The 21,971-nt window shown below is 60.7% G+C and carries 20 protein-coding genes; 4 read left to right on the plus strand and 16 right to left on the minus strand.

Annotation, left to right across the window (positions count from 1 at the left end; genetic code table 11):
* Positions 1–13 precede the first annotated feature (13 nt).
* Positions 14–2,743 (plus strand): DEAD/DEAH box helicase, encoded by a 2,730-nt coding sequence (locus tag ACZ5WW_RS22425; RefSeq protein WP_377163091.1) that lies wholly within the window; start codon positions 14–16, stop codon positions 2,741–2,743.
* Here the strand turns inward: ACZ5WW_RS22425 and ACZ5WW_RS22430 are convergent.
* The 3 genes from ACZ5WW_RS22430 to ACZ5WW_RS22440 form a co-directional block, all read right to left on the minus strand.
* Positions 2,730–5,186 carry an MFS transporter gene (locus tag ACZ5WW_RS22430; RefSeq protein WP_377163093.1) on the minus strand — a complete coding sequence of 819 codons (2,457 nt, stop codon included), beginning with the start codon at positions 5,184–5,186 and terminating at the stop codon, positions 2,730–2,732. The two genes, ACZ5WW_RS22425 and ACZ5WW_RS22430, sit on opposite strands and share 14 nt — an antisense overlap.
* 9 nt (positions 5,187–5,195) lie before the next feature.
* Positions 5,196–5,861, minus strand: a complete 666-nt coding sequence (ispD, locus tag ACZ5WW_RS22435; RefSeq protein ID WP_377163095.1) for a 2-C-methyl-D-erythritol 4-phosphate cytidylyltransferase — start codon at positions 5,859–5,861, stop codon at positions 5,196–5,198.
* Between the two features lie 74 nt (positions 5,862–5,935).
* A complete protein-coding gene (locus tag ACZ5WW_RS22440) occupies positions 5,936–6,388 on the minus strand; it encodes a GatB/YqeY domain-containing protein (protein WP_377163098.1) in 453 nt (150 codons plus the stop codon).
* Positions 6,389–6,704: 316 nt separating this feature from the next.
* Here ACZ5WW_RS22440 and ACZ5WW_RS22445 point away from each other — a divergent pair, with 316 nt between their 5' ends.
* Positions 6,705–7,553 carry a PIG-L deacetylase family protein gene (locus tag ACZ5WW_RS22445; protein WP_377163100.1) on the plus strand — a complete coding sequence of 283 codons (849 nt, stop codon included), beginning with the start codon at positions 6,705–6,707 and terminating at the stop codon, positions 7,551–7,553.
* A gap of 69 nt (positions 7,554–7,622) precedes the next feature.
* On the opposite strand, the gene ACZ5WW_RS22450 is transcribed toward ACZ5WW_RS22445, so the two are convergent.
* From ACZ5WW_RS22450 to ACZ5WW_RS22475, 6 genes are all read right to left on the minus strand, one after another.
* Positions 7,623–8,210 carry a peptidylprolyl isomerase gene (locus ACZ5WW_RS22450; protein ID WP_377163102.1) on the minus strand — a complete coding sequence of 196 codons (588 nt, stop codon included), beginning with the start codon at positions 8,208–8,210 and terminating at the stop codon, positions 7,623–7,625.
* A 183-nt stretch (positions 8,211–8,393) separates the two neighbouring features.
* Positions 8,394–9,380, minus strand: coding sequence for an acyltransferase family protein (locus tag ACZ5WW_RS22455; RefSeq protein ID WP_377163104.1), 987 nt, complete (start codon positions 9,378–9,380; stop codon positions 8,394–8,396).
* 631 nt (positions 9,381–10,011) lie between these two features.
* A complete protein-coding gene (locus ACZ5WW_RS22460) occupies positions 10,012–10,443 on the minus strand; it encodes a hypothetical protein (RefSeq protein WP_377163106.1) in 432 nt (143 codons plus the stop codon).
* A 131-nt stretch (positions 10,444–10,574) separates the two neighbouring features.
* Positions 10,575–13,142 (minus strand): M16 family metallopeptidase, encoded by a 2,568-nt coding sequence (locus ACZ5WW_RS22465; RefSeq protein WP_377163108.1) that lies wholly within the window; start codon positions 13,140–13,142, stop codon positions 10,575–10,577.
* The gene (locus ACZ5WW_RS22470; RefSeq protein ID WP_377163110.1) at positions 13,139–13,552 is read right to left on the minus strand and encodes a Minf_1886 family protein; all 414 of its coding nucleotides are present in this window, start codon (positions 13,550–13,552) and stop codon (positions 13,139–13,141) included. Before ACZ5WW_RS22470 ends, ACZ5WW_RS22465 begins: the two co-directional genes overlap by 4 nt.
* 34 nt (positions 13,553–13,586) lie before the next feature.
* Positions 13,587–14,891, minus strand: coding sequence for a glycosyltransferase family 4 protein (locus ACZ5WW_RS22475; RefSeq protein WP_377163112.1), 1,305 nt, complete (start codon positions 14,889–14,891; stop codon positions 13,587–13,589).
* Between the two features lie 206 nt (positions 14,892–15,097).
* Between ACZ5WW_RS22475 and ACZ5WW_RS22480 the strand changes: the two genes are divergently transcribed.
* Positions 15,098–15,667, plus strand: coding sequence for a hypothetical protein (locus ACZ5WW_RS22480; RefSeq protein WP_377163114.1), 570 nt, complete (start codon positions 15,098–15,100; stop codon positions 15,665–15,667).
* 230 nt (positions 15,668–15,897) lie between these two features.
* Here ACZ5WW_RS22480 and ilvN read toward each other — a convergent pair whose 3' ends face one another.
* The 7 genes from ilvN to ACZ5WW_RS22515 all read right to left on the minus strand — a co-directional run bounded on the left by ilvN (position 15,898) and on the right by ACZ5WW_RS22515 (position 20,818).
* Complete coding sequence (gene ilvN, locus ACZ5WW_RS22485) at positions 15,898–16,443, minus strand: acetolactate synthase small subunit (RefSeq protein ID WP_377163116.1); 546 nt, start codon at positions 16,441–16,443, stop codon at positions 15,898–15,900.
* The gene (locus ACZ5WW_RS22490; protein ID WP_377163118.1) at positions 16,440–17,264 is read right to left on the minus strand and encodes a DNA-methyltransferase; all 825 of its coding nucleotides are present in this window, start codon (positions 17,262–17,264) and stop codon (positions 16,440–16,442) included. The genes ilvN and ACZ5WW_RS22490 overlap by 4 nt, the downstream gene beginning before the upstream one ends.
* A 42-nt stretch (positions 17,265–17,306) precedes the next feature.
* The gene (ilvB, locus tag ACZ5WW_RS22495) at positions 17,307–19,034 is read right to left on the minus strand and encodes a biosynthetic-type acetolactate synthase large subunit (RefSeq protein ID WP_377163120.1); all 1,728 of its coding nucleotides are present in this window, start codon (positions 19,032–19,034) and stop codon (positions 17,307–17,309) included.
* 294 nt (positions 19,035–19,328) lie between these two features.
* A complete protein-coding gene (locus tag ACZ5WW_RS22500; protein WP_377163122.1) occupies positions 19,329–19,496 on the minus strand; it encodes a hypothetical protein in 168 nt (55 codons plus the stop codon).
* A 26-nt stretch (positions 19,497–19,522) separates the two neighbouring features.
* Positions 19,523–19,765, minus strand: a complete 243-nt coding sequence (locus ACZ5WW_RS22505) for a hypothetical protein (protein ID WP_377163124.1) — start codon at positions 19,763–19,765, stop codon at positions 19,523–19,525.
* A 94-nt stretch (positions 19,766–19,859) separates the two neighbouring features.
* A complete protein-coding gene (locus tag ACZ5WW_RS22510; protein WP_377163126.1) occupies positions 19,860–20,330 on the minus strand; it encodes an RNA pyrophosphohydrolase in 471 nt (156 codons plus the stop codon).
* On the minus strand, positions 20,327–20,818 hold the full coding sequence (locus ACZ5WW_RS22515) for a peptidoglycan endopeptidase (RefSeq protein ID WP_377163128.1): 492 nt from the start codon (positions 20,816–20,818) through the stop codon (positions 20,327–20,329). Before ACZ5WW_RS22515 ends, ACZ5WW_RS22510 begins: the two co-directional genes overlap by 4 nt.
* 113 nt (positions 20,819–20,931) lie before the next feature.
* Here ACZ5WW_RS22515 and ACZ5WW_RS22520 point away from each other — a divergent pair, with 113 nt between their 5' ends.
* On the plus strand, positions 20,932–21,876 hold the full coding sequence (locus tag ACZ5WW_RS22520; protein WP_377163130.1) for a ThuA domain-containing protein: 945 nt from the start codon (positions 20,932–20,934) through the stop codon (positions 21,874–21,876).
* The last annotated feature ends 95 nt before the right edge of the window (positions 21,877–21,971 follow it).

Genomic DNA, 21,971 nt, shown 5'->3' on the forward strand with positions numbered 1-21,971 from the left:
ACATTTGAAGAGCATGCTCGTTGAAGATTTTCCTTTTCCCAAGCTCTGGTCGCAGGTGCGTTCGAAGTCATGGCTGTGGCTGTTCCGGCGGCAGCAGATCGAGGAGGGCGGGCGTCTGCTCAAGCACGGGGACATCGGCCTCGCGGGGGTGCATGTGTGCGCGGAAAATGAGGTGGAGATCATTGCCGGCATTGGCACGGCGCTGTTCAACTCCGCCTCCGTCACGGCGCACCTGCGGCTGCGGGAAGACGGCAGCATGGCGATGACCTCCCATTGCACCTGCGCGGTGGGAACTCTGTGCCAGCATGCGGCGGCGCTGATGCTGATGCTGGATCTTGAAGAAGGGCGCAGGCGCATCGTGGCCATGGCGCGGGTGCGTGAAAAGACCTCCGTGGCGGCGGAGACCGAGGCTGCCGAGCAGCCGGAGTCTGCAGAGGTGGAGCTGCCGCCCTCGGAGCCGAAGCCCATCCTGCTGGTGCGGCGCATGCTCGTGGACATGCCGCAGATCACCGCAAAGCGAAACATCGGCGGCTGGGCGCAGCGCAGCATCGCCTTCATCCAGCCCTGCGCCGAATACGACGGCTGCCCGCTGCGCTTTGAGATGCTGGTGCGCAGCCCGGCGCATCAATGGAAAGATGAGAGCGGGGAGCGGTTCACGCTGGTGCGCAATCTGCGTTCAGAGCGCCTGCTGCTGACGGACCTGTCCACGCTGGGTTTCAAGTCGTTCGCTGAGGCGCTGCCCGGGGCGAAGGCTCCCGAGTCCACCCTGGGCTTTATGGCTGTGGCCGGGGATCAGGCGCTGTTCTGGTCGCAGTTTCTCAAAGACCAGGTGCCCCGGCTGCGCGAGGGCGGCTGGCGCGTGGAGGTGCCTGAGGATATTGGCTTCCAAATTCATGAGGCCTCCGAAGACGGGTGGTTCACCGATCTCGCTGGAGATCAGGACGGGCGTGAGTGGTTCTCGCTTGATCTCGGTGTCGAAATCGAAGGGCGTCGCATTTCCATGGTGCCGCTGCTGGTCGATTGCATTGACCAGGGGCTCACCGCTGCCGTGCTGGAAAAGAACCTGGACCAGCGGTTTCTGCTCTCGCTCGGTGGTGACCGTGGCGACGTGCTCTCCGTGCCTGCACAGCGGCTGGTGGTGCTGCTGCGTTTCTTTGATGAGCTGCTTTCCACCCGGCCTGTGCGCAAGGATGGCAAACTGCAGCTCGACAAGCTGCGCGCCGCCCAGCTTGCCACATTGGACGGCCTGCCGATCCGTGCGCCTGCAGAGCTCGCTGTGCTCAGCCAGCAGCTCGGCAGCTTCCGTGAGATTGGTCTCATCACGCCCCCGGCGGGATTGAAGGCCAGCCTGCGTGACTACCAGCGCGAGGGCGCCTCTTGGATGCAGTTTTTGCGCGAGTTCGGCCTGCACGGCATTTTGGCCGATGACATGGGCCTGGGCAAGACGCTGCAGACGCTCACACACATCCTCATCGAAAAGGAGAGCGGGCGCATGAAGCATCCGTGTCTCATCGTGGCGCCGACGAGCGTGCTGCGGAACTGGATCAATGAATCGATCAAGTTCACGCCCTCGCTGAGCTTGCTGCTCATGCATGGCCAGTCGCGCAAAAGCGACTTCAAGCACCTCAAGCAGTACGATCTCGTCGTCACCAGCTACCCGCTTCTCGTGCGCGATGCGGATGTGATGCAGGCGCAGGAATGGCACATCGTCGCTCTGGATGAGGCGCAAAACATCAAGAACCCCAAAAGCCTCGCGGCGCAGACGTGCAGCGGCCTGAAGGTGAAGCACCGCCTCTGCCTGACCGGCACGCCGATGGAAAACCACCTCGGCGAGCTGTGGAGCCTTTTTAATTTCCTCATGCCCGGCCTGCTGAGCGATGCCGACACCTTCCGCCAGCACTACCGCAACCCGATCGAGCGTGATGCGGATGCGGAGCGGCAGAAGCAGCTCAGCGCACGCATTCAGCCGCTGCTGCTGCGCCGTACCAAGGATGCCGTGGCCAAGGAGCTGCCGCCCAAGACGGAGATCCTGCACAGCATCGAGCTGGGCAAGGCGCAGACAGACCTGTATGAAACGATCCGCGCGGCCATGGACAAGCGCGTGAGAGAGGCCATCGCCGCGAACGGCCTGGACCGCTCCCAGATCGTCGTGCTGGACGCGCTGCTCAAGCTCCGGCAGGTCTGCTGCCACCCGCAGCTGTTGAAGCAGGAAACGGCTCAGAGTGTGTCGGATTCGGCAAAAACGGCCTTCCTGATGGACGAGCTGCTGCCAGAGTTGATTGATGAAGGACGGCGCATCCTCATCTTCTCCCAATTTACGGAAATGCTGGCCATCATCGAGGCGAGGCTGAAAAAAGACGGCACGCGGTATGTGAAGCTCACCGGCAGCACACGGGACCGCGAGACGCCCATTCAGGAGTTTCAGGCGGGCAAAGTGCCGGTGTTCCTCATCAGTCTCAAGGCGGGCGGTGCGGGCATCAATCTCACCACGGCGGATACGGTCATTCACTATGATCCGTGGTGGAATCCTGCCGCTGAGGCGCAGGCGAGCGACCGCGCCTACCGCATCGGCCAGAAGAACCCCGTCTTTGTGCACAAGCTCATCTGCGAAAACACCATTGAGGAGCGCATCCTCAAAATGCAGCAGCAGAAGGCCGCGCTGGTGGAGGGATTGCTGGCAGGGCGCACGGACAAGCTGCAGCTCACTCAGGCGGACATCCAGGCCCTGTTCATGTCGGAGTGACCGCGCTGCATGCGAGGAACCCCGCCTCATCTAATTTCACTCCGGCAAGGCTGATGCTGCGGGCATCCTCCGGCAGCAGGCCGCTGATGCGGACCCCTTCGGCGGTGGATGCAATCGCAAGACCTGGCAGCAGGCGGCCGAGGGTGCCGATTTTCCGGCCGAGCTGCTCGTCCTTGTCATTGGCTGGCATGGGCGGGTTGGGAACTTCGGTGCTGATGAGGATGCCGGTGTCTGCGTCAAAGTAACCGCGCAGGGCGGTGGTCTGGGGCAGGGGAGAAAGACCGCTGTCGAGGCAGAAGACGAGCCGCTCCTGGCCGGTGAGCCTGCTGAGCGTGCTCCGGGTGCAGAAGGCGACGATGTGGGCAGGGTGGGCCTCCGGCCCGCGATCAATGAACTTGGTGCCGGGCATCACCTGAGTGAGCGCTTTCACCGTGCGGTGAATGATGCTGCCCTCTGGCTCAAGGCTGAGGAAGACATCTCCGGCGTGGTGCCATTCGGTCTCGGCAAGCCGCAGTGCATTGGCGAAGGCGACGAGATCTTCCCCGGCGTGGGCCCAGCTTTTGCGCTTGAGGAAGGCCTCGCTGCTCAGGGAGAGCATGGCATGGCGCATGGCCCCGGCGCTGGCATCTCGTGGGCTTTGGGGTTCGCCAAACATCACCTCCACAGGGTAGCGCAGGTGTTTGGGCCGCTTGGTGAAGAACTTGCCGCCCTGGAAAGAGAAGATGCTGCCGTAGAGGCCGTCGAGGTAAACGGGCACCACCTGGGCATCGCCCTGGCGTGCCATGAGTTCAAAGCCTTTGAGCAGCTCATTGACCATGCCGTGGCGGGTGATCTGCCCTTCGGGGAAGAGGCAGACGATCTCCCCCTCCTTCAGCGCAGCCGCCACGGCGCGGATGGCATCCTTGGCCCGGGTGGCGGAGATGGGCACCGTACCGACAAGGCGCATAAGCCACTTGAGCCACCACAGGTTGTAGAGCGCGTCCCACATCACAAAGCGCACCGGGCGGCGGCTGGCGGAGCCGACGATGAGGGCGTCCACGTAGCTCACATGGTTTGGCAGCAGCAGCACTCCTCCCGTGGCTGGAATGCGCTCCATGTGAACGGGCTTCACCTTGTAGGTGAATCTTACGGCGGCGAGCATGAGGAAACGCACCAGATCCTGCGGGAGCAGGCGCATGATGTACACGGCTGCGGCAAAAGTGGGGATGGCCAGCAGCAGGAACTGCGTGGAGGAGTGCAGTTCGAGCCATTTCATCAGGCCCACAATGGCCACCGCCACCAGCGTGCCGAGGCAGTCCATCAGGTTCATCCCGGCATGGATGCGCGCCTTTTCGTGCTTTTCCGCCTTGTCCTGCGCGTAGGCGTAGAGGGGCACCATGAAGCACCCGCCTGCCGCCCCGGTGAAGATGATGCCGGCATACATCCAGCTGCTGCCCAGCGGAGCGAGGCCGGACCACAGCAGACCGGCCACGAGGCCGAAACCGCCCAGGGGGATCAGGCCAAGCTCGATCCGGTTGCGGCTGACGTGGGAGGCGAAGAAGCTGCCGCTGATGACGCCTATGCCGAGGATGCCGGCGACTTTCGCGAGCTCCATGGGCCCGTCTCCATGGCCGGTGTCAGGGTGCAGTTCCTTGGTGAGCGTGACGAGGATGAAGCTCAGTGCATTGGAGATGAACCAGAAGTAGGTCACGCCCAGCGCAGCAAGGCGGATGGAGCGGCGGCGGAAGACGATTTTGAGGCTTTCGAAATGTTCCAGCGCCATGCCTTTGCGCCAGTGGACCTCCGTATGCGCTGGCGTGCTCTGAATGCAGATGGAAGCGATCAGCTCCACAATGCCCAGGATGCTGATGATGATCAGAGGCCAGAGTGCGGACATCCACGCGTCGTGCGTCTTTTCATACTCGGTGCCGTACCAGACGCCGCCAGCCCACATGCCGCCGAGGATGCCTGCGAGCATCGTCACCTGCAGCCAGCCTGAAACCTGGCCCAGGCGCCGGGAGCCCGCCAGCTCCTTCATGATGCCCATTTTGGCCGGGCTGAGCACCGCCGCCTGGACGGCCAGCACAAAGAAACCCACCAGGCAGATTTCGAGCGAGCCGGGCACGCGCTGCATCCACAGCGCCAGCGAGAGCCACACAAAGCAGATGATCTGCATGACCTGCATCCACACGATGACCTTGCGCTTGGAAAAGCGGTCTGACCAATACCCGGCCAGCGGGGCAAAGATCATGTACGGCAGGGAAAAGATGGCGCCCAGCCACAGCTCCATGTGGCGGCCCACCCAGGAGTCTTTGGCGATGATGATCGAAAGCGCGATCAGCAGCATCTTCACGAAGTTGTCGCTGAAGGAATTCATCGCCTGCACAAACAGTACGAGAACGATGGACGCCCAGTTCCGGCGCGGGAGGTGAGGTGCGTTGTCGAGATCGGCGGTGTCGGGCATGGGTGTCGTTCAATCGACGAATCGCTGCGCCAGCAGAATATCTGCGGGGAAGGTGATCTTGGGGTTTAGTTCAAAGTTTTCGACGACTCGCACAGGAGCGCCGATGTGTTGTACGGCAGAGACCTCGTCTGTCACGAGCGCTCCGTCTCGGATCACCGCATCATAGGCCCGTGAGAGCAGCGCGCGCTGAAACACCTGAGGCGTTTCCATGATCCACGCGTTGGCGCGGTCGATGGAGCCGATGATGAGGCCTGTCTCGTCGCAGCGCTTGAGGGTTTCGGTCATGGGACGCGCGCAGGCCACGGCGCCGTGTGTGCGTGCGGCCTCGATGCAGCGCGTGATCTGCGCCACCGAGATGAGTGGGCGTGCGCCGTCATGTACGGCGACGATTTCACACGCCGGGTCCAGCGCCTGCAGACCTGCATGCACTGAAAGGTGCCGCTCTGCCCCGCCTGCGATGACCTGGGTGATTTTGCCGAGGCTGCCGGAGCGCCAGGCCTCGATCTCCGGGCGCAGGGCATCGCCCGTCACCACAATGATCTCCGCTATGGCCTCGCAGGCTTGGAACGCCTCCAGGGTGCGCATGAGCACAGGCTTGCCGGCCAGAGGGGCCAGGAGCTTGTTGAACCCCATGCGCCGGCTGCTGCCTGCGGCGACGATGATGGCGGAGGTCATTCGATTCGCTGTTTTCAGTTCTCGGTGCGTTGTTGCCGAAGTTCAGCGGCGAACCGCGAACTGGGAGCCGTCTGTCAGGCGAGGCGTTTGGCGACTTCGGTGGAGATGGATTTGCTGTCCGCACGGCCCGCCACGCGCTCCTGCAGCGCTTTCATCACCCCGCCCATGTCTTTCTTGGAGGTGGCGCCGAGTTCGGCGATCACGGCTTCGACGAGCTTGCCGAGCTCTTCAGGGCTCATGGCAGCTGGGAGGTATTTGGCCAGGACGGCGATCTCGGCCTTGGCGGCCTCCACGGCCTCCGGGCGGCCGGCTTTCTCGGCCCCGTCCACAGCATCCTGCAGTTTTTTGATCTCCTTGCGCACCACTGCCAGAGCATCGGTGTCGCCTAGCTCACCCTCCGCACCGAGTTTTTCGATGGCGGCGTATTTGAGGGCGGATTTGAGGTTGCGGATGACGTTGAGCGCCACCGTGTCCTTGGCACGCATGGCGTTTTTGAGGTCCTCGGAAATTTGGGAAATGAAGCTCATGGGAAAGGGGGGCTGGATTGGATGTGCGAGCGGCGGATCATGGCGTGGCACGTGGCTTTGTCCAGACGATAGGCTGGGGGATGGGAGTGGGGAAACCAGATTGAGAAAGGACGAATGAATGACAAAAAAGCATCACAATGAGGAGGGGGATGGCGGAGACGCAGATCTCCTGCCGCCGGGCATGAGCAGCGCGCCGGGGCTGCCGTTTTTGGAGGGCGGATGTTTCATCGGGCCATTGTGCATGGACTAATGCGGGCGGCCGAAGGGGTGGAATGCACTTTGCACTTCAGGAGTTGCGGTGCATGGTCGCCTTCCTGTGCAATTTCGACATCCCAAACACGATCTTTATATTCCTGACGAAACTGAACCGTGGACCGCGCTGCGCCGCGTGACGCACCTGGGCATTGTTTCGCATCAGGACGACCTGGAAATCGCCGCCTACCACGGCATCACCGAATGCTTTCACCACAAGGAGCAGTGGTTCGGCGGTGTGGTGGTCACCGATGGCGCCGGCAGTCCGCGCAAGGGCCCCTATGAGTCCTACACAGACGAAGAGATGCAGAAGGTGCGCCTGATCGAGCAGCGCAAGGCTGCCTACGTGGGGGAGTACAGCATCATGGTGCAGCTGGGCTATCCGAGCGATGAGATCAAAAAGCCCCGTCATGCCCCCGCTGTGGCGGATTTGAAATTCATCCTGGAGCATGCCCAGCCGAAGATTCTCTATCTCCACAACCCCTGTGACCGGCATGACACGCACGTGGCGACCTTTCTGCGCTGCCTGGAAGCCATCCGCGAACTGCCGCCGGAAATGCGTCCTGAAAAGGTCTATGGCTGCGAAGTCTGGCGCAAGCTCGACTGGCTGCTCGCTGAGGACAAGGAGATGCTCTGGGTGGACAAGCATCCGCACATGCTGCGCCCGCTGCTCGGGGTGTTTGATTCCCAGATCAGCGGCGGCAAGCGCTATGATCTGGCCGAAGAGGGCCTGCGTCATGCCAACGCGACCTACTTTGACTCCCACACCACGGACAAGACGAGCCTGCTGACCTTTGCGATGGATCTGACGCCGCTGACGAAGGATGACAAGATGTGCCCGGTAGAGTACTCCACGAACTACGTGAAGCGCCTCGAAACCGATGTGCGTGATCGTGTGAAGAAGTTCATGTGAGCCAAAAGAAAAATGCCAGCCGGTTTCCCGGCTGGCATTGGAATCTGAAAGGCGAAGCCGTGGCGGAGATTATTCCGCGAGCTTTGCGCTCTTGATGACGATCGGCTCCACAGGCACATCACTGTGCTGGCCTTTGCGGCCGGTGGCCACGGCAGCCATGGCATCGACGACTTCCTGGCCCTTGGTCACCTTGCCAAACACGCAGTAGCCCCAGCCGTCCTGCCCTGGGTAGTCGAGGAAGCTGTTGTCCTTGAGGTTGATGAAGAACTGTGAGCTGGCGCTGTGGGGGTTGGGCGTGCGGGCCATGGCGATGGAGCCCTTGACGTTTTTGAGGCCGTTCTTGGCTTCGTTTTCGATCTGGGCGTCCGGCTCCTTCTGCTGCATGTCCGGGGTGAAGCCGCCACCCTGCACCATGAAGTCAGGGATCACGCGGTGAAAGATGAGGCCGTCGTAAAAGCCCTTCTTCACATAGCTGACAAAATTGGCGACTGAAATCGGGGCCTTGGCGGCGTCGAGTTCGAGTTCGATGGTACCTTTGCTGGTTTCCATCACGACTTTTACGGGTTTGGCGTCACTCACGGTTTGGGCTTGGGTTGTTCCGGTCAGACCGGCAAACGTCATGACGAGAGCGGCAAGAGTCGGTGCGATTGATTTCATAGTGGGTTGGTAAGGACTATCAATGAGCCACGGGCCTCCTTGATTTGCAATGATCAAAATCAAACAGGCGGAGGCGGATTTTGCAAAAAAAGACCGAGGTAACCCAAGCGGAATGCAACGGGCCCCGCGCCTGCTGCTCCTTTGTTGTGTTCATGCCGTGGATTTGGCCGGGAAAAACGACCATCAGCGGTGCATGCCGATGATTTTTTTGACCAGGGGCTCCCAAAGCAAAGACTTTAATTTTTTGTCAAAAAGCCAGTCCAATGCGGCAGTTGAAAGCAGGATGAGGATGAAAAACACAGAGGCGTCACGCACTCCCAATTTCATGTAGCACAGGATGAGCAACGGTGCATGAAACAGGTAAAAGGGATATGAAATCTCGCCCAGATAGTTGAATGCCGTTTGCACGGGCCGGGGCAGGTGGACATGCGAAGCCGTGAGCACTGCCGCCGCAGTTGCCGCAAAGGTCACGCATCCCCAGGTCTGATTCTGAGAGAAATAAATCAGCACGCATCCCAATGCGCAAAGGCACGCGGTCCAGGTCTTGCTTTTGTTCTTTGCCAGCAGAAAACCGGCAAGCCAGGGCCAGGCATATTTCAGTGCGCCATACCCTAAGAGGAAGTTTTGCGGAAAACAAAAGAGCACCATTGAACACGCAACGGAACACAGAATGACAGAGGAATGAACACGAAAAAGAAGCGGGGTCAGCAGGTAATAAAATGCCTCAAGGCTCAGGCTCCAAAGCGGCAGATTGTATGTGACTGACGTGGCGGCAAACCCTTGGAGCATCAGCATGTTGGCCACTGCGGTTTTCCAGCCAGTGGCGGGGATCTCCCAATTGGCCAGGACCGCCTGGCTGCCGACGAGCAGCACCAGCGACTGAGCAAACACCACGGCAACAATGTAGAGCGGGTAAATCCGGAGAAACCTTCTCGCATAGTAGCCGGTCGGGCGTTTCTCGTAGGAGTGTGCGACGGACACTCCTGAGATTAGAAAAAAGCCAAACACCGCTGACTGCCCGTGGAGCTCGTTTATTTGCAAAAAAGGAAACCTTAGATCGGTGGCCCACTGCAAGTGGGTCGAGAAAACGATCAGGGCGAGCAGAAACCGCATCAGCCCGAGCAAAGCCCATGACGACCCAGAAAAATGGATGGATGTAAAGGAAGGCACGCGGGAATCACAAAACAGCTTTGAATGGCAAACGAAAGCCATAAAGCAAGGGGCTTTCCTGCGGCAAGCCTGCTGAGTGATGAGTGCCGGGCAGCAAAGGGGAGGGCAAGCTTTTCCGCATCTTGCGGCCGCCTTAAAACAACTTGGCCCGGGAGAACCCAACCAAAATTCTCCCGGGCCTTTAGGTGACCAAGGAGTCCCAACCATGAAGCGACTCCCCAGCTCGTTGTGTGTTTCCTCAGGCGAACCCGAGAAATGTTTGAGAGGCTTGCGCCCCATCTGCGTCCTTGATAGAGCAGCCACCGGGCCAAGAAGGTTTGGAAAAATGCTGTCTAAGCGTGAATTTTTCGAGACCGGGGGGCCACATGAAGGCAGGAGGGGTGGAATGCCGGTGTCTGAAAACAACTCGGCCCGGAAGGACCCAACCAAAATCCTTCCGGGCCTTTAGGTGACCAAGGAGTCCCAACCATGAAGCGACTCCCCAGCTCGTTGTGTGTTTCCTCAGGCGAACCTGAGAAATGTTTGTGAAGCTTGCGCCCCAACCGAGTGATTGATAAAGCAGGCGCTGGGCCAAGTGTGGGTAGGAAATTTGGAAAATCGACGTGCGCGGCGATTTTTTTATCAGCCGGCACTACATGCCGCCGCCGGAGAGATTTTGGATTACGGCGCCGAGGGGCTCAAAGAGTGTGGCGATGACGAGATGGCCGGTCATGAGGAGGAACACTGACAGCAGCACGGTGGTGATCCACACCGTGCGTGCGCGGGAGGCACGGAAGATCAGAACGATGGCAAGGACGGCCAGCAGCCAAACGGCTGCGAGCAAGCCGTGAGACCATGAGACGACAAAGCGTGTCATACTGGGCAGCTTGTCCTGTGAGCCGAGCATGTCTTCAAAGATGCTTTTGAACGCGGGCGCGGCCAGCAGGCCCCGGGTGCAGTAATAAAGAGGCAGCAAGTTGAACGCTGCGAACACGCAGCGGATGCCGAAGGTCCATTGCCTGATTTCGGAGCGCAGGGCGTTGAGTTCTGCCTGGGTGTTTTCTGAGGAGGAGGAAGGAATCATGGGGACGGCTTGGCGAGTGTGCAGGCTGACTGCCACGAGAAATCCGTGGTTCGGATGTGGTGAGGCAGGCTGGGACGCTGAGCCGAAACGGGCGGAGGACGGGGGGTGAAGGAGTCCCCCGCTCCTTGGGGCTACTTCGGCAGGACGCGGACGATGAAGGCCTTCTTCTCTCCGAAGTACTTGGCGGCCACGCGCTGGATCTCCTTGGAGCTGATGTCTGTCATGATGCCCGGGAGCTTCTGGAAGTGATCCCAGCCAAGGCCGTTGATCTCATTCCAGGCGCACACGTCGGCCATGCTGCCATTGCCCTGCTGCGCGCGCAGCCAGGAGGAGCGCCACGTCACGCGTGCGCGGTCGATTTCATCGGTATGGAGGCCGTTGGCTGCGAGATCGTTGATCTGGGCCATGAGCTCCTTCTCCGCGAGCTTGACCTTTTTGGGGTCGGTGCCGACGTAGAAGTAGAAGGCTCCCGCGCCCATGGCGGCGAAGTTTTGTGCGCCCACATAATAAGCCAGGCCCAGTTCTTCGCGGATGCGGTTGAACAGGCGGCTGCCCATGTCGCTGCAGGCTTCATCGATGAGATTGAGGGCGTGGACGTCGCGGTCTTCCAGCCCGACGGTGCGGAAGCCCACGACGATGACAGCCTGCTCTTTGTCGAGATGCTCTGTCCATGCGGCGGGCCTGGCGCTGGCGTGGTATTCACGGCCCAGCGCGATCTGGCGGTTGCCGCGCGGGAGTTTGGCAAAGGCTTTCTCCACCTGCTTTTTCACCTCGGCGGCCTTCACGTCTCCAAAGACGGAGATGACGCCGTTGCCGGTCGCAAAGCTGGCATGCAGCATGGCGCGGCAGTCTGCCAGTTTCAGGGCGGTCACGCTCTCTTCGGTGCCCAGGGCGGTGCGATGGAAAGGCTGCCCGGCAAAGATCTCCCGCCGTGCCTTGCGCATGGCGACGGTGAGCGGGTCTTCTTTTTCTTCGAGGATGTGGGCGATCTGGCGCTTTTTCACCTCTGCCAGCTGAGCCTGGGGCAGCGTGGGATTGAGGATGAGATCAGCAACGAGGTCGAGCGCGTCGGTCTCGTCTCCACGCATGACATCGGCGCCGATCATGTAGCGGTGCGCGTCCGCAGAGCACATGAGGCTGCCGCCACGGTTTTCCAGCTCGGAGGCGATCTCCGCAGCAGCGCGCTTTTTGGTGCCCTTGAGCAGCATCTGGGCGGAGATCTGCGTGACGCCTGCGGAGAGATCTGTCTCTGCAAGAACGCCGGCGAGGAAATTCGTGCGTACACTGACGAGAGGAAGGCGCGGATTTTCCCCCACGAGGAGGATGAGGCCGTTTTTGAGCTTGAAGCGCTGCACCTCTGGCCGTGCGGAGTCGGCGGTGGCTTTGGTCTTCGGGGCAGTCTCGACGTCCTCTCCCACGACGACGGTGCTCATCGCCTCGGGCTTGAGGTAGCGGCGTGCGGCGTCGCGGATGACATCTGGCGTGAGGGCGGAGATGGCCTTGAGGAACTGGCGCTGGTAGTCCAGGGAGCCGGTGAGCAGCCAGCCGTTGCCGAGGCTGCCAGCCTGGCCTTTGACGCTGCTGAGCGTGCGCAGCTGGCTGCTAAGCGTGGCGCGCACGGCTTTCTCCAGCTCGGCGCGGCCGGGGCCTGTTTTTTGCATGGCAGCGACGACTTCGATCATGCCCTTTTTGAGCTTGTCGGCATCGGCGGGATTGCACTCGGCCTCAATGTTGAAGAGGCCCACCTCCGGTGCGCACCAGGCACCGGCCCAGATGTAGTGTGCGAGGCTGCGCTTTTCCCGCAGCTCCTGGTAAAGGCGGGAGCTGCGGCCGGAGCCCAGCAGGAAGGCCAGCACATCCAGCGCGGGCTTGTCCGCATGATTCTCCCCGGGGATCTGCCAGCCTAGTGCGATGCGGGTGAGCTCAGTGGCGAAGTTCTTGGCGGCGGCACGGCTGCCGTGCTGCGGCGGCTCCGAGGGCAGTTGTACGGGGTCAAAGGCGCGGCGCTGCCAGTCGCCGAAGTGGCTGCGCACGGTTTCGAGAATGGCGGAGGTCTCGACGTCTCCGGCGATGACGATAAAGGCGTTGTTCGGCACGTAGTGCCGCTGCACAAAGCCGTACACATCTGCGCGGGAGATCTGGTCAAACACCTCGCGGTGGCCGATGATGGGGTGGCGCAGCGGGTGCTGGCGGAAGGCGGTGGCCTGCATCAGGTGCTGGATGGCGCTGCCGGGGTCGTCATTGTCCATGGCCATCTCACGGCGGATGACCTCCTTTTCACGCATGAGCTCGTCCGCGTCGAATTTCGAATGCCGGATCATGTCTGCGAGGATGTCGAGGTAGCCCTTGGCGTGCTCGGCCAGCCCGTCGATCCAGTACACGGTGCGGTTGAAGGAGGTGTAGGCGTTGACGTAGCCGCCCAGCGCCTGGATGCCCTGGGAGATCTGCGCCGGGTCGCGCTTTTCGGTGCCTTTGAAAAGCATGTGCTCCACGCAGTGGGCGATGCCCGCCCCGGTGTGCTGCTCCTCATGCATGCTGCCGGCCTTGATCCACACCTGCACGCTGACGAGCGGGTGGGCGTGGTCTTCACGTACGATGACTTCGAGGCCGTTGGGCAGGGTGGTGACGCTGGCATCCAGGGTGGGGACTTCAAGTGCGCCTGGCTTGGCGGGCGCAGCACGGGACAAAACTTTTTTCATGAGGATTTTTTCTCGCGCTCTTCACGCAGAGAGGCTGGGAGGAAAGGGGTGGTGAAGGCGAGCTCGAAGTCGTAGCCGCCGGCGAAGTCTTCGATGCTGTCTCCGTCGTTTTTGCCGAAGTAGCCGCAGTCGATCAGGTTGTAGACGATGTTGCCCACGTCCTCGCCGCGCCGAAGGCCCCACTGGTCCAGAATGATCATGGACATGGGGCCGTACTCGGAAAGCACGTGGTCGAGGAAGCCAGCGAGCAGCTCCTGGCCGCTGACGTGCTGGTCCTCCGCGTTTTCGTCGCGGAACTTTTTGGCCGCTATGTGCAGGGCGTCACGCACCAGCTCATAGGCGGCTGGCTGGTAGCGGGGGTCTTTTTGAAACGAGCGCCGGACGGCCTCGCCAAAGCTGATGGAAGTCATGGGCGGGCGGATAATGGACGGGAGATGCGCAGGGTCAATGCAGGGCTTGCTCCGGGGCGGCGGCTTCCTGCAGGATGGCTTCAAAACGCTCCGCCATGCGGGTGGCGCTGAATTCCTGGCGGACTTTGTTGATGCCGTTTCTGGAGAATTTTTCGCGCAGTTCGCCGTCGTTGAGCAGGGCTTCGAGGGCGTCTGCCAGCGCTTTGGCGTCGTCCGGCTTGCAGAGCATGCCGCCCTCCGTGGCGGCGATGAGCTCGGGGAAGGCTCCATGGTCCGGCTGCACCACCGGCACGCCGCTGGAGACGGCCTCGATCACGTAGAGGCCGAAGGCTTCGCCGTAGGTGGCGGGCACGCTGAAGACGGTGAGGTCGTGGAAGAAATGCACCTTGTCCTTGAAGCTGACGTTTGGCAGCCACTCCACGCGTTTTTCCAGCCCTGCGGCCTTGATCTTGCGCTGCAGTTCCGCGACGTATTTCTCGTCGATGGGCGTCTTCGCACCGCCGATGCGCAGCTTCACCCGCGGCACGCTGCCACGTTTTGCCAGATCGATGTAGGCATCCACCAAGGTGGTGAGGCCCTTGCCATGGATCATGCGGGCAAAGTAGCCGATGGTGGGCCAGTTCGGGTCCGGGGAAGAGGTGGTGAAGGCGGTGGTGTCGATGCCGTTCGGCATCACTTTGATCTGTCCTTCGGCGGCATTCAGGCGCTCGCGCATGTGGCTGGCGTAGAACTGGCTGGGGGCGATGAAGCGGCGGATGCTTCGTGCGTTGCGCTGCATGGCCTCCCAGCATTGGGTACGGTAGGGCTCCGGCAGGGTGTCCAGAAAGCTGTCCTCCCCCTGCAGGGAGCAGACGACAGGCAGGCCCAGCTCTTTTTCAATCGCGGGCGCCAGGCCGGTGAGCAGGCTGTTGGAGAGGGAGACGACGTCAAACTTCCCGTGGTTGCGGATCCAGTCGAGCAGCTTGTGCCACTCGCCCCACTGGCGGCCTTCGGTGCCGAGCAGGGCTCCCAGCGCCATTTCGCCCAGAACCCGGGGGCTCGTCATGCCCATGCGCCTGGAGGCCAAGCGCAGGCGGTCCGGCTTGTTGATCCAGGTGTGGACGAACTTTGGCAGCTTGTGAAACCAGGTGAACTTCTGCTGCAAAAAGAGCGAGATGCCGCCGATCTGCACCGGCAGCTCCTGCGCGCCAAATTCGCGGTCCGTGACCAGCGGCAGGTATAGCGGCGCCATCAGCGCGTCATGGCCGCGCACTCGCAAGGCCTTGATCAGCGCGTGGTCGCGCAGGCAGGAGCCGCAGTGGAAGTTCCCGGTGCCGGGGGTCAGGTGGAGGATGCGCATCGGGGGATGTTAAGGTTGGCGATTGGGGGGCTTTGTCTATAAAGCAAAGACTACGTATCCGCACCTGACATCATCGAGATTTATCAATCGTGCCCGGCAACAGTGGCAAAGGGGGGGCGGCAGGAAGACTGGGCGTATAAAATATTGACCGAAGGTTATTGAAATCATACACCTAGGAAAATAAGGGCTGAAAATTTCTCACCGAAATGAAATCCAAATTTTTAATCACAGCTCTCTGCATTGCTGTCTTCGCTCTCATGGGGCACCATTTTCAATGGGGCGGGCAAGCGCCTCTTCAAAAACAAAAGAGTTCCCAGACCATTGGATCAGCCGAACAATTGCCTGCGGAGATTCAACTTAAAGAGGTGACTGACGATATTGATGTCCGGCTTGAACAAGCTCGCAAGAAAGCTGCCGCAAAGGCAAATAAGAATTTTTCCCGATCAGTTTATGAGGGCGCTTTTAACAGCAGAAAGCCTCAATATGTTCGCTTGTTCGACAAATGGCAGATCGACGATCGGACTGCATCTAGTGCATTGGAAATCATCAGGCAACGCTTTCTCGCAGAAGCCGATGCGAGCGTGGCTTTTTTCAAAGATTACGAAAACAAAAACAGACATGCCGAGGCAAAGATGAATCAAATCGTCGAAAATGAACTGGCCGGCCAGCAGCTCACCCAATTGCTTGGTCCAAACCGTTACAGTGAGCTTGCTGATATGGAGGCAAAAATGGAGCGGGAAGCGAAGATGAAAATGCGACATAACTTGGCTGACTAGGCGTCCCTTTTTCCAGATCGTTTTCTCTCTGCAACAAGATGAAACTACGCCCGCAGCAAATCTATGCGGGTGGCGGGCCTTGACGCGACGCCGCTTTTGGACCGGCGGAGATGAACGCCTGCGTCTCTGTCACCGCACTCCACAAGTGCTGGCGCTTTTTCCCGCCCGCATCCACGAAAAAGCCCGAACGCCTTTCGGACATTCGGGCTTCGTCATTCCCGCGCAGCGGATCAGGTCTCGGTCAGGCCGCGGGCCATGACAACCTTGCCGGTGCGCACGGTTTCCACGATCTCAAACTTGTTCAGCAGGCGCAGCGCGGCGTCCAGCTTGTCGGTGTTGCCGCTGATGAGGGCGATGAGGCTGTCTTCCTGGAGGTCCACAGTCTTGCCATTGTAGTGCTCGATGATCTGCAGGATCTCGGTGCGCTCGGTGGCGCTGGCGGCCACCTTGATGAGCACCAGCTCCTTGGAAACGGCGTCGCGGTCCGTGTGCTCCACGCAGTGGATGACGTCGATGAGCTTGTTCACCTGCAGGATGATCTGGGTGAGGCCTTCGGGATGACCGCTGACGCCGATGGTCATGCGGCTGAAGCGCGGGTCGCGTGTCTGGGAGACGACGAGGGACTCGATGTTGAAGCCGCGGCGGCTGAAGACGGCGCAGATGCGGCCGAGGACGCCGGGCTGGTTGTTCACCATGACGCTCAGCGTGTGGATGTTGATGATGTCAGCCTGCGGCGCAGGCTTCTTGTCGGTGGTGGCGGGGATGCGGTCGCTCATGGGATTGATGATTTACGATTTTTGATTGATGATTTGGAAGAGGGCGCTGTGATGCTGAGGAGGCGCTTCCTGGCGATCTTGATGTAGCTGGAATCTTTTTCGATGCCGAGCCACTTGCGCTTCAGTTTCTTTGCGGCGGCGGCGGTGGTGCCGGAGCCGAGGAAGGGATCGAGGACAAGGTCTCCGGCGTCCGTGGAGCAGGCGATGAGTTTTTCGATAAGGGCGAGCGGCTTCTGCGAGGGATGGCCGCACTTCTCCTTGGAGATGCCCTTCAGGCTGGGCACGCGGAGGATGTTGGTGGCATACTTGCCTTTCTCCAGGTGCTTGCGACGGGCTTCCTTGTCCTTGTAGCGGTTGTCCTTCATGTAAGCCTCGATGGTGGTGGCGTCGTAGGGGATGCGTACGGTGTCCTTGTTGAACTTCACGCTGTCTCCTTTGCGCAGAACGAGGACCATCTCGTACTGCGGGGTGAAGCTGTCCCGACGCTCGTCATAGCCCACGGCACGATCCCAGATGATGAGATCGTGAAACTGGTGCTGCTGACTGAGACGGGACATGAGGTGGAGGAAGGTGTGCTCGCGCTTGCCTAGCTGGCCGAAGATGAAGGCCAGGCCGTCATCGCGCAGGACGCGCATGGACTCGGCCACCCACCCATCGCACCAGGCGAGGTAGTCGGCGGCTGTTTTCCATTGCGTGTCCCAGGCTTCATCTTCGAGGACGTTGAAATAAGGTGGATCGGCGATGATGGCCTGAACGACGCCTGCGGGGAGCTTTTGGAGTTCCGTGAGGGCATCGCCGTGGATGACGCGGTTGGTTTTCATCGACCAGATGAGAGGCGGACAGGAGTGTCCGCGCTCCCTTCATTACGTGGACCCGGTGGGCTTCTCCATCTTCTGCTTGGGCGCTTCGATGAGCATGTCTTCGAGGGCGGCACCGGCGGGGATCATCGGGAAGACGTTTTCGGTCTTGATGCACTCGGCTTCGATGATGCAGGGGCCGTCGTTGTAGTCGAGGGCCTGCTGCAAGACGCGCTCCACATCAGCGGGGCGGCGGATGTGCCAGCCTTTGATGCCGTAGGCTTCACCGAGCTTCACGAAGTCGGGGTTGCCGATGAGATCGACGCCGCTCTCGCGGTTTTCAAAGAAGAGCTCCTGCCACTGGCGGACCATGCCGAGGTAGCTGTTGTTCAGGATGAGGATCTTGATGGGAAGCTTGTGGATGGCGGCGGTGGCCAGCTCAAACAGGGTCATCTGGAAGCCGCCGTCTCCGGAGATGGAGACGACCGTCTTGTCCGGGCAGGCGAGCTGCGCGCCGATGGCGGCCGGGAAGCCGAAGCCCATGGTGCCGGCACCGCCGGAGCTCAGCCAGTGGTAGCTGCTGTCGTTCTTGTAGAACTGCGCGGCCCACATCTGGTGCTGGCCCACGTCCGTTGAGACGATGGCCTTGCCCTTGGTGAGGTTGTAGAGCTCGTCGATGACCTGCTGCATGCGCAGGCCGCCCTGCTTCTTGTAGCCGAGGGGGTACTTCTTTTTGTAGCCGTCCAGATGGGCCAGCCAGTCTTCGGTGGGCAGTTTTTCCACAAGGGGCAGCAGGTCGCTCAGCGCGGCCTTGGCATCTCCCTTGATGGCGACGTCCACCTTGATCATCTTGTGGTGCTCGGCGGCGTCGATGTCGATGTGGATGAGCTTGGCGTTGCGGCCAAACATGGCGGCCTTGCCGATGATGCGGTCGTCAAAGCGGGAGCCGACATTGAAGATGAGGTCGGCCTCGATCATGGCCTTGTTCGCATAGGCGGTGCCGTGCATGCCGAGCATGCCGAGGGAGAGCGGGTGCGTCTCGGGGAAGACGCCCTTGCCCAGCAGCGTGGTGGTCACCGGGCAGCCGAGGGTCTCGGCCAGCATGAGCAGCTCCTTGTCCGCACGGGCGATCATGGCACCCTGGCCGGCCAGGATGACGGGGCGCTTGGCAGCGGCGATCAGGCTCGCGGCTTCCTTGATGCCGGCCTGGTCGATCTTGAAGTTCTCCTCGGGGTGGTAGCCGGGCAGGTCCATCGGCTCGTCAAAGGTGCCGGTGAAGGCGCCCTGGGAGATGTCCTTGGGGATGTCGATGAGGACCGGACCGGGGCGGCCTGTGGTGGCGATGTGGTAGGCCTCACGGGCGATGCGGGGCAGCGCGTTCGTGTTCTTGACCAGGTAGTTGTGCTTAACGACCGGGCAGGTGATGTTGAAGATGTCCGCCTCCTGGAAGGCGTCCTTGCCCAGCATCCAGCTGACGGTCTGGCCGCAGAGGACGATCATCGGGACGCTGTCCATCTGCGCGGTCATGAGGCCGGTGATGGTGTTGCCAGCGCCGGGGCCTGAGGTGACGAGAACGACGGCTGGCTTGCCGGTGGCGCGGGCGTAACCGTCGGCCATGTGAACGGCACCCTGCTCGTGGCGGACCAAGACGAACTTCATGTCCGTCTTCACGGTCTGCAGGGCGTCAAAGATCGGGATGGCGGCACCGCCGGAATAACCGAAGACATACTCGATGCCGAGATCGGCGAGGGTTTTAATCAGCGCCTGTGCGCCGTCCATTTTTTGCTGGCTCATAAAGGGTTTGGGTAAAAATTGCGATTTCGAGGGGTAAAATGGGCTTAAAAAGGAAAATCACAATCGAAAAGTGTGATTTTTGGATCGAATGTGATGTTTTTGATGGATTGGCGGTTTGAAAATTGATGTTTTTGGGTCGAATTCAGCATTGTTCTGAGCTTCTGGTGTGAAAAAGTGTCTTTTTGTGCTGAGGCGGGCTGATTTGTCAGCCGGATGCTGGGACCTGGCGAGCAAAGAGAAAAAAGGGGGCGCGGCCTCTGCTGGCAGGTTTCCAGATTTTGCTAACGCCTTTTGCTAGCTCCGGAAGAGAGCACCAGCGACTGCCAGCAAAAGCAGGATGAGGATGCCAATGACCGTGTAGCGGCGGGATTCGCGGTCAAAGCGGGACTCGCCGAGCATGGACTTTTCGGTGTTCCACGCACTCAAGAGGTACTTGAGCAGCAGCTTGAAGATCACAGGCATGGCGGTCAGTTGGGGGGGGCGTCTTGTTAAAAGACGGTGCTCCACCCCAGAGCTGCCGCGCAAGCCAGGAGGAGCAGGCTGAGCCAGAACCAGCGGCTGTCGAGACGGTCCCACCATCGGCGCGACTCAGTTTCCAACGGTGACTCTCCTACGAGCGAGTTTTCCCTCAGCGTCTGCGCCCCTGCCTGCGTCAGCCCAAGCAGTCCCACAATGCCGTCCCCAATGCGCACCGCCTGGACGATGAGGTTTGCGATGAGTTCTTCAAGCATGGGGCGCGCGGAGGTTGGTTGCCGGGGAGTCTGCCCACTGCGGTGCAGGCTTCCATTACAATGAGGGGGCGGTTATCCATGAGCCACGGTGCTCTCAGGCCAGCTCGACACCAAAGAAGTCCTGCAGCACCTGGCGGTAAACGCGGCGTTTGAACTTGGGTACCCAGTCCATCTGAAACTCCGACGGCTTGATCCATTTGAAGGTGGCAAACTCGCGGTGTGTGGCGTCCAGGTTGAAATCGGCGTCCGTGCCGGTAAAGCGGCACAGGAAGTAGGCCTGCTCCTGGCCGCCATAAAATCCGTATTTGAGGCGTCCTTTTGCAAATGCATAACGGTAACCGTCCCGCCGCTGCAAAATCTGCAACTGTTCACGCTTCACGCCAATCTCTTCCTCCAACTCGCGAAAGAGGGCGGTCTCGGCGTCCTCACCTTCATCGATGCCTCCTTGGGGAAACTGCCAGGCATTTTTGATGTTGATGCGCTCCGCCACAAAAATGCAGCCGTCCTCGCGCTGCAAGATGGCGGCGACGTTCGGGCGGTAAACGATGGCTTCGGCAGGGATCATAGGCCTGAGGGGTGGCGCATGGTATAGCCTTTGGTGGGGCGGGAACGGCTGCTCCAGCGCGGGCCGTCGCTGTCCGCATCGCTGTAGCCTGTGTCCAGCCGCAGGCCGGCCACCTCCAGGAAGACGTGCCCTTTGCGTGCATAGACGGTGATCCACCTGCCGTGGCCGCTGCTGCCGTAGCTGCGGAAGGCTCCGGAAACCGTAGGCGCACTCAGCTTGCCAGCTGCATGCAGCACGTAGGAGGTGGTGCCGGAGCAGTCATAGGCGCTGTCTTCAAAGCGGGCATGTCCGCCGCCTCGGCGGTAGGGCTTGGTGCAGATGCGGTTTCCGGCGGAGATGGCGCGCAGCACTTCCGGAGGGGCATTGGCAGGCGGCACGGCCCTGCCGCCGATGATGACGGCTGTCTTGCCCGGGGCAAACTTATACTCCCAGCGGGCTCCCGCGCTGGAGCCGCACTGGCAGAGCAGCACGCAAAATGAAAGGGACATGAAAAGTGAAAGAAAGCGCATCATCCGTGCCATCGTATTCGGCCCGGCTGAAATGACAAGGCACGCAACACCGCCTTGCCTTGTTTTCAAAAACCCGCCACAATCCGCCCCTCATGATCAAAAAACTTGCCGCCCCTCTGATGCTGGCCTCCGCCGCCTGCGTCGTGGCCTTTTCTGCGCCTGCCCCCAAGCACAAGATTCTCTTTTTCACCAAGTCCAGCGGCTTTGAGCACAGTGTCATCTCCTGGAAAAACGGCCAGCCAAGCCATGCCGAAAAGGTGCTGCTGGAGCTGGGTGAAAAAAACGGCTGGGAGTTCGAGTTTTCCAAGGACGGCTCCAAGTTCAGCAGGGACTATCTGGCGCAGTTTGACGCTGTGTTTTTCTACACCACCGGCGATCTTTGCAGCGAAGGCACCGACAAGCAGCCGCCCATGACGATGGAGGGCAAGCAGGCGCTCTTTGATTATGTCAAAAGCGGCAAGGGCTTCATCGGCACGCATTCCGCCAGCGACACCTTCCACACGGACAACGAATCGCAGAAAGGCCCCGAGCGCTACCTGAACCATGGCGACAAGGCGGACGCCTACGTGCGCTTCCTCGGCGCCGAGTTCATCAAGCACGGCAAGCAGCAGGACGCCAAGAACACCGTCACGGACCCCAAGTTCCCCGGCTTTGAAAAAGTGGGCGCCACCTACGGCTTCATGGAGGAGTGGTATTCGCTCAAGGACTTCACGCCAGACATCCACGTGCTCAGCGTGATCGACGCACCCGCCATGGAGGGCAAGGAATACGAGCGCCCTGCCTACCCCAGCACCTGGGCGCGCAAGGAAGGCAACGGCCGCGTGTGGTACACCGCCATGGGCCACCGTGAAGACGTCTGGACCAACCCCACCTTCCAGGAAATCCTCATCGGCGGCGTCAAGTGGGCGCTCGGCGATGTCCAGGCCGATGTGTATCCCAACCTCGCCGAAACCGCCCCTGGTGCGATGACCAATCCGCCCTACGTCGCTCCGCCCCCGCCCAAGCCTGCGAAGACTGAGGCTGCTCCTGCCAAGTAGTCCAGTTGCGCCGCAACTGGAGCCTCGTTGAGTTCGTTTAGTCCCTCCCTTCCACTGTTAATTTCCTGTCCAAATCCAGTTGCGGCGCAACTGGA

The sequence above is a fragment of the Prosthecobacter fluviatilis genome (assembly GCF_055388355.1).

What these genes read in the sequence shown, in the direction of transcription:
- ACZ5WW_RS22520 (WP_377163130.1), top strand. Translation starts at nt 20,932, where the DNA reads ATGATCAAAAAACTTGCCGCCCCTCTGATGCTGGCCTCCGCCGCCTGC.
- ACZ5WW_RS22505 (WP_377163124.1), bottom strand. Translation starts at nt 19,765, where the DNA reads ATGCTTGAAGAACTCATCGCAAACCTCATCGTCCAGGCGGTGCGCATT.
- ACZ5WW_RS22470 (WP_377163110.1), bottom strand. Translation starts at nt 13,552, where the DNA reads ATGACTTCCATCAGCTTTGGCGAGGCCGTCCGGCGCTCGTTTCAAAAA.
- ilvN (WP_377163116.1), bottom strand. Translation starts at nt 16,443, where the DNA reads ATGAGCGACCGCATCCCCGCCACCACCGACAAGAAGCCTGCGCCGCAG.
- ilvB (WP_377163120.1), bottom strand. Translation starts at nt 19,034, where the DNA reads ATGAGCCAGCAAAAAATGGACGGCGCACAGGCGCTGATTAAAACCCTC.
- ispD (WP_377163095.1), bottom strand. Translation starts at nt 5,861, where the DNA reads ATGACCTCCGCCATCATCGTCGCCGCAGGCAGCAGCCGGCGCATGGGG.
- ACZ5WW_RS22465 (WP_377163108.1), bottom strand. Translation starts at nt 13,142, where the DNA reads ATGAAAAAAGTTTTGTCCCGTGCTGCGCCCGCCAAGCCAGGCGCACTT.
- ACZ5WW_RS22440 (WP_377163098.1), bottom strand. Translation starts at nt 6,388, where the DNA reads ATGAGCTTCATTTCCCAAATTTCCGAGGACCTCAAAAACGCCATGCGT.
- ACZ5WW_RS22460 (WP_377163106.1), bottom strand. Translation starts at nt 10,443, where the DNA reads ATGATTCCTTCCTCCTCCTCAGAAAACACCCAGGCAGAACTCAACGCC.
- ACZ5WW_RS22510 (WP_377163126.1), bottom strand. Translation starts at nt 20,330, where the DNA reads ATGATCCCTGCCGAAGCCATCGTTTACCGCCCGAACGTCGCCGCCATC.
- ACZ5WW_RS22490 (WP_377163118.1), bottom strand. Translation starts at nt 17,264, where the DNA reads ATGAAAACCAACCGCGTCATCCACGGCGATGCCCTCACGGAACTCCAA.
- ACZ5WW_RS22430 (WP_377163093.1), bottom strand. Translation starts at nt 5,186, where the DNA reads ATGCCCGACACCGCCGATCTCGACAACGCACCTCACCTCCCGCGCCGG.
- ACZ5WW_RS22480 (WP_377163114.1), top strand. Translation starts at nt 15,098, where the DNA reads ATGAAATCCAAATTTTTAATCACAGCTCTCTGCATTGCTGTCTTCGCT.
- ACZ5WW_RS22515 (WP_377163128.1), bottom strand. Translation starts at nt 20,818, where the DNA reads ATGTCCCTTTCATTTTGCGTGCTGCTCTGCCAGTGCGGCTCCAGCGCG.
- ACZ5WW_RS22500 (WP_377163122.1), bottom strand. Translation starts at nt 19,496, where the DNA reads ATGCCTGTGATCTTCAAGCTGCTGCTCAAGTACCTCTTGAGTGCGTGG.
- ACZ5WW_RS22450 (WP_377163102.1), bottom strand. Translation starts at nt 8,210, where the DNA reads ATGAAATCAATCGCACCGACTCTTGCCGCTCTCGTCATGACGTTTGCC.
- ACZ5WW_RS22425 (WP_377163091.1), top strand. Translation starts at nt 14, where the DNA reads ATGCTCGTTGAAGATTTTCCTTTTCCCAAGCTCTGGTCGCAGGTGCGT.
- ACZ5WW_RS22475 (WP_377163112.1), bottom strand. Translation starts at nt 14,891, where the DNA reads ATGCGCATCCTCCACCTGACCCCCGGCACCGGGAACTTCCACTGCGGC.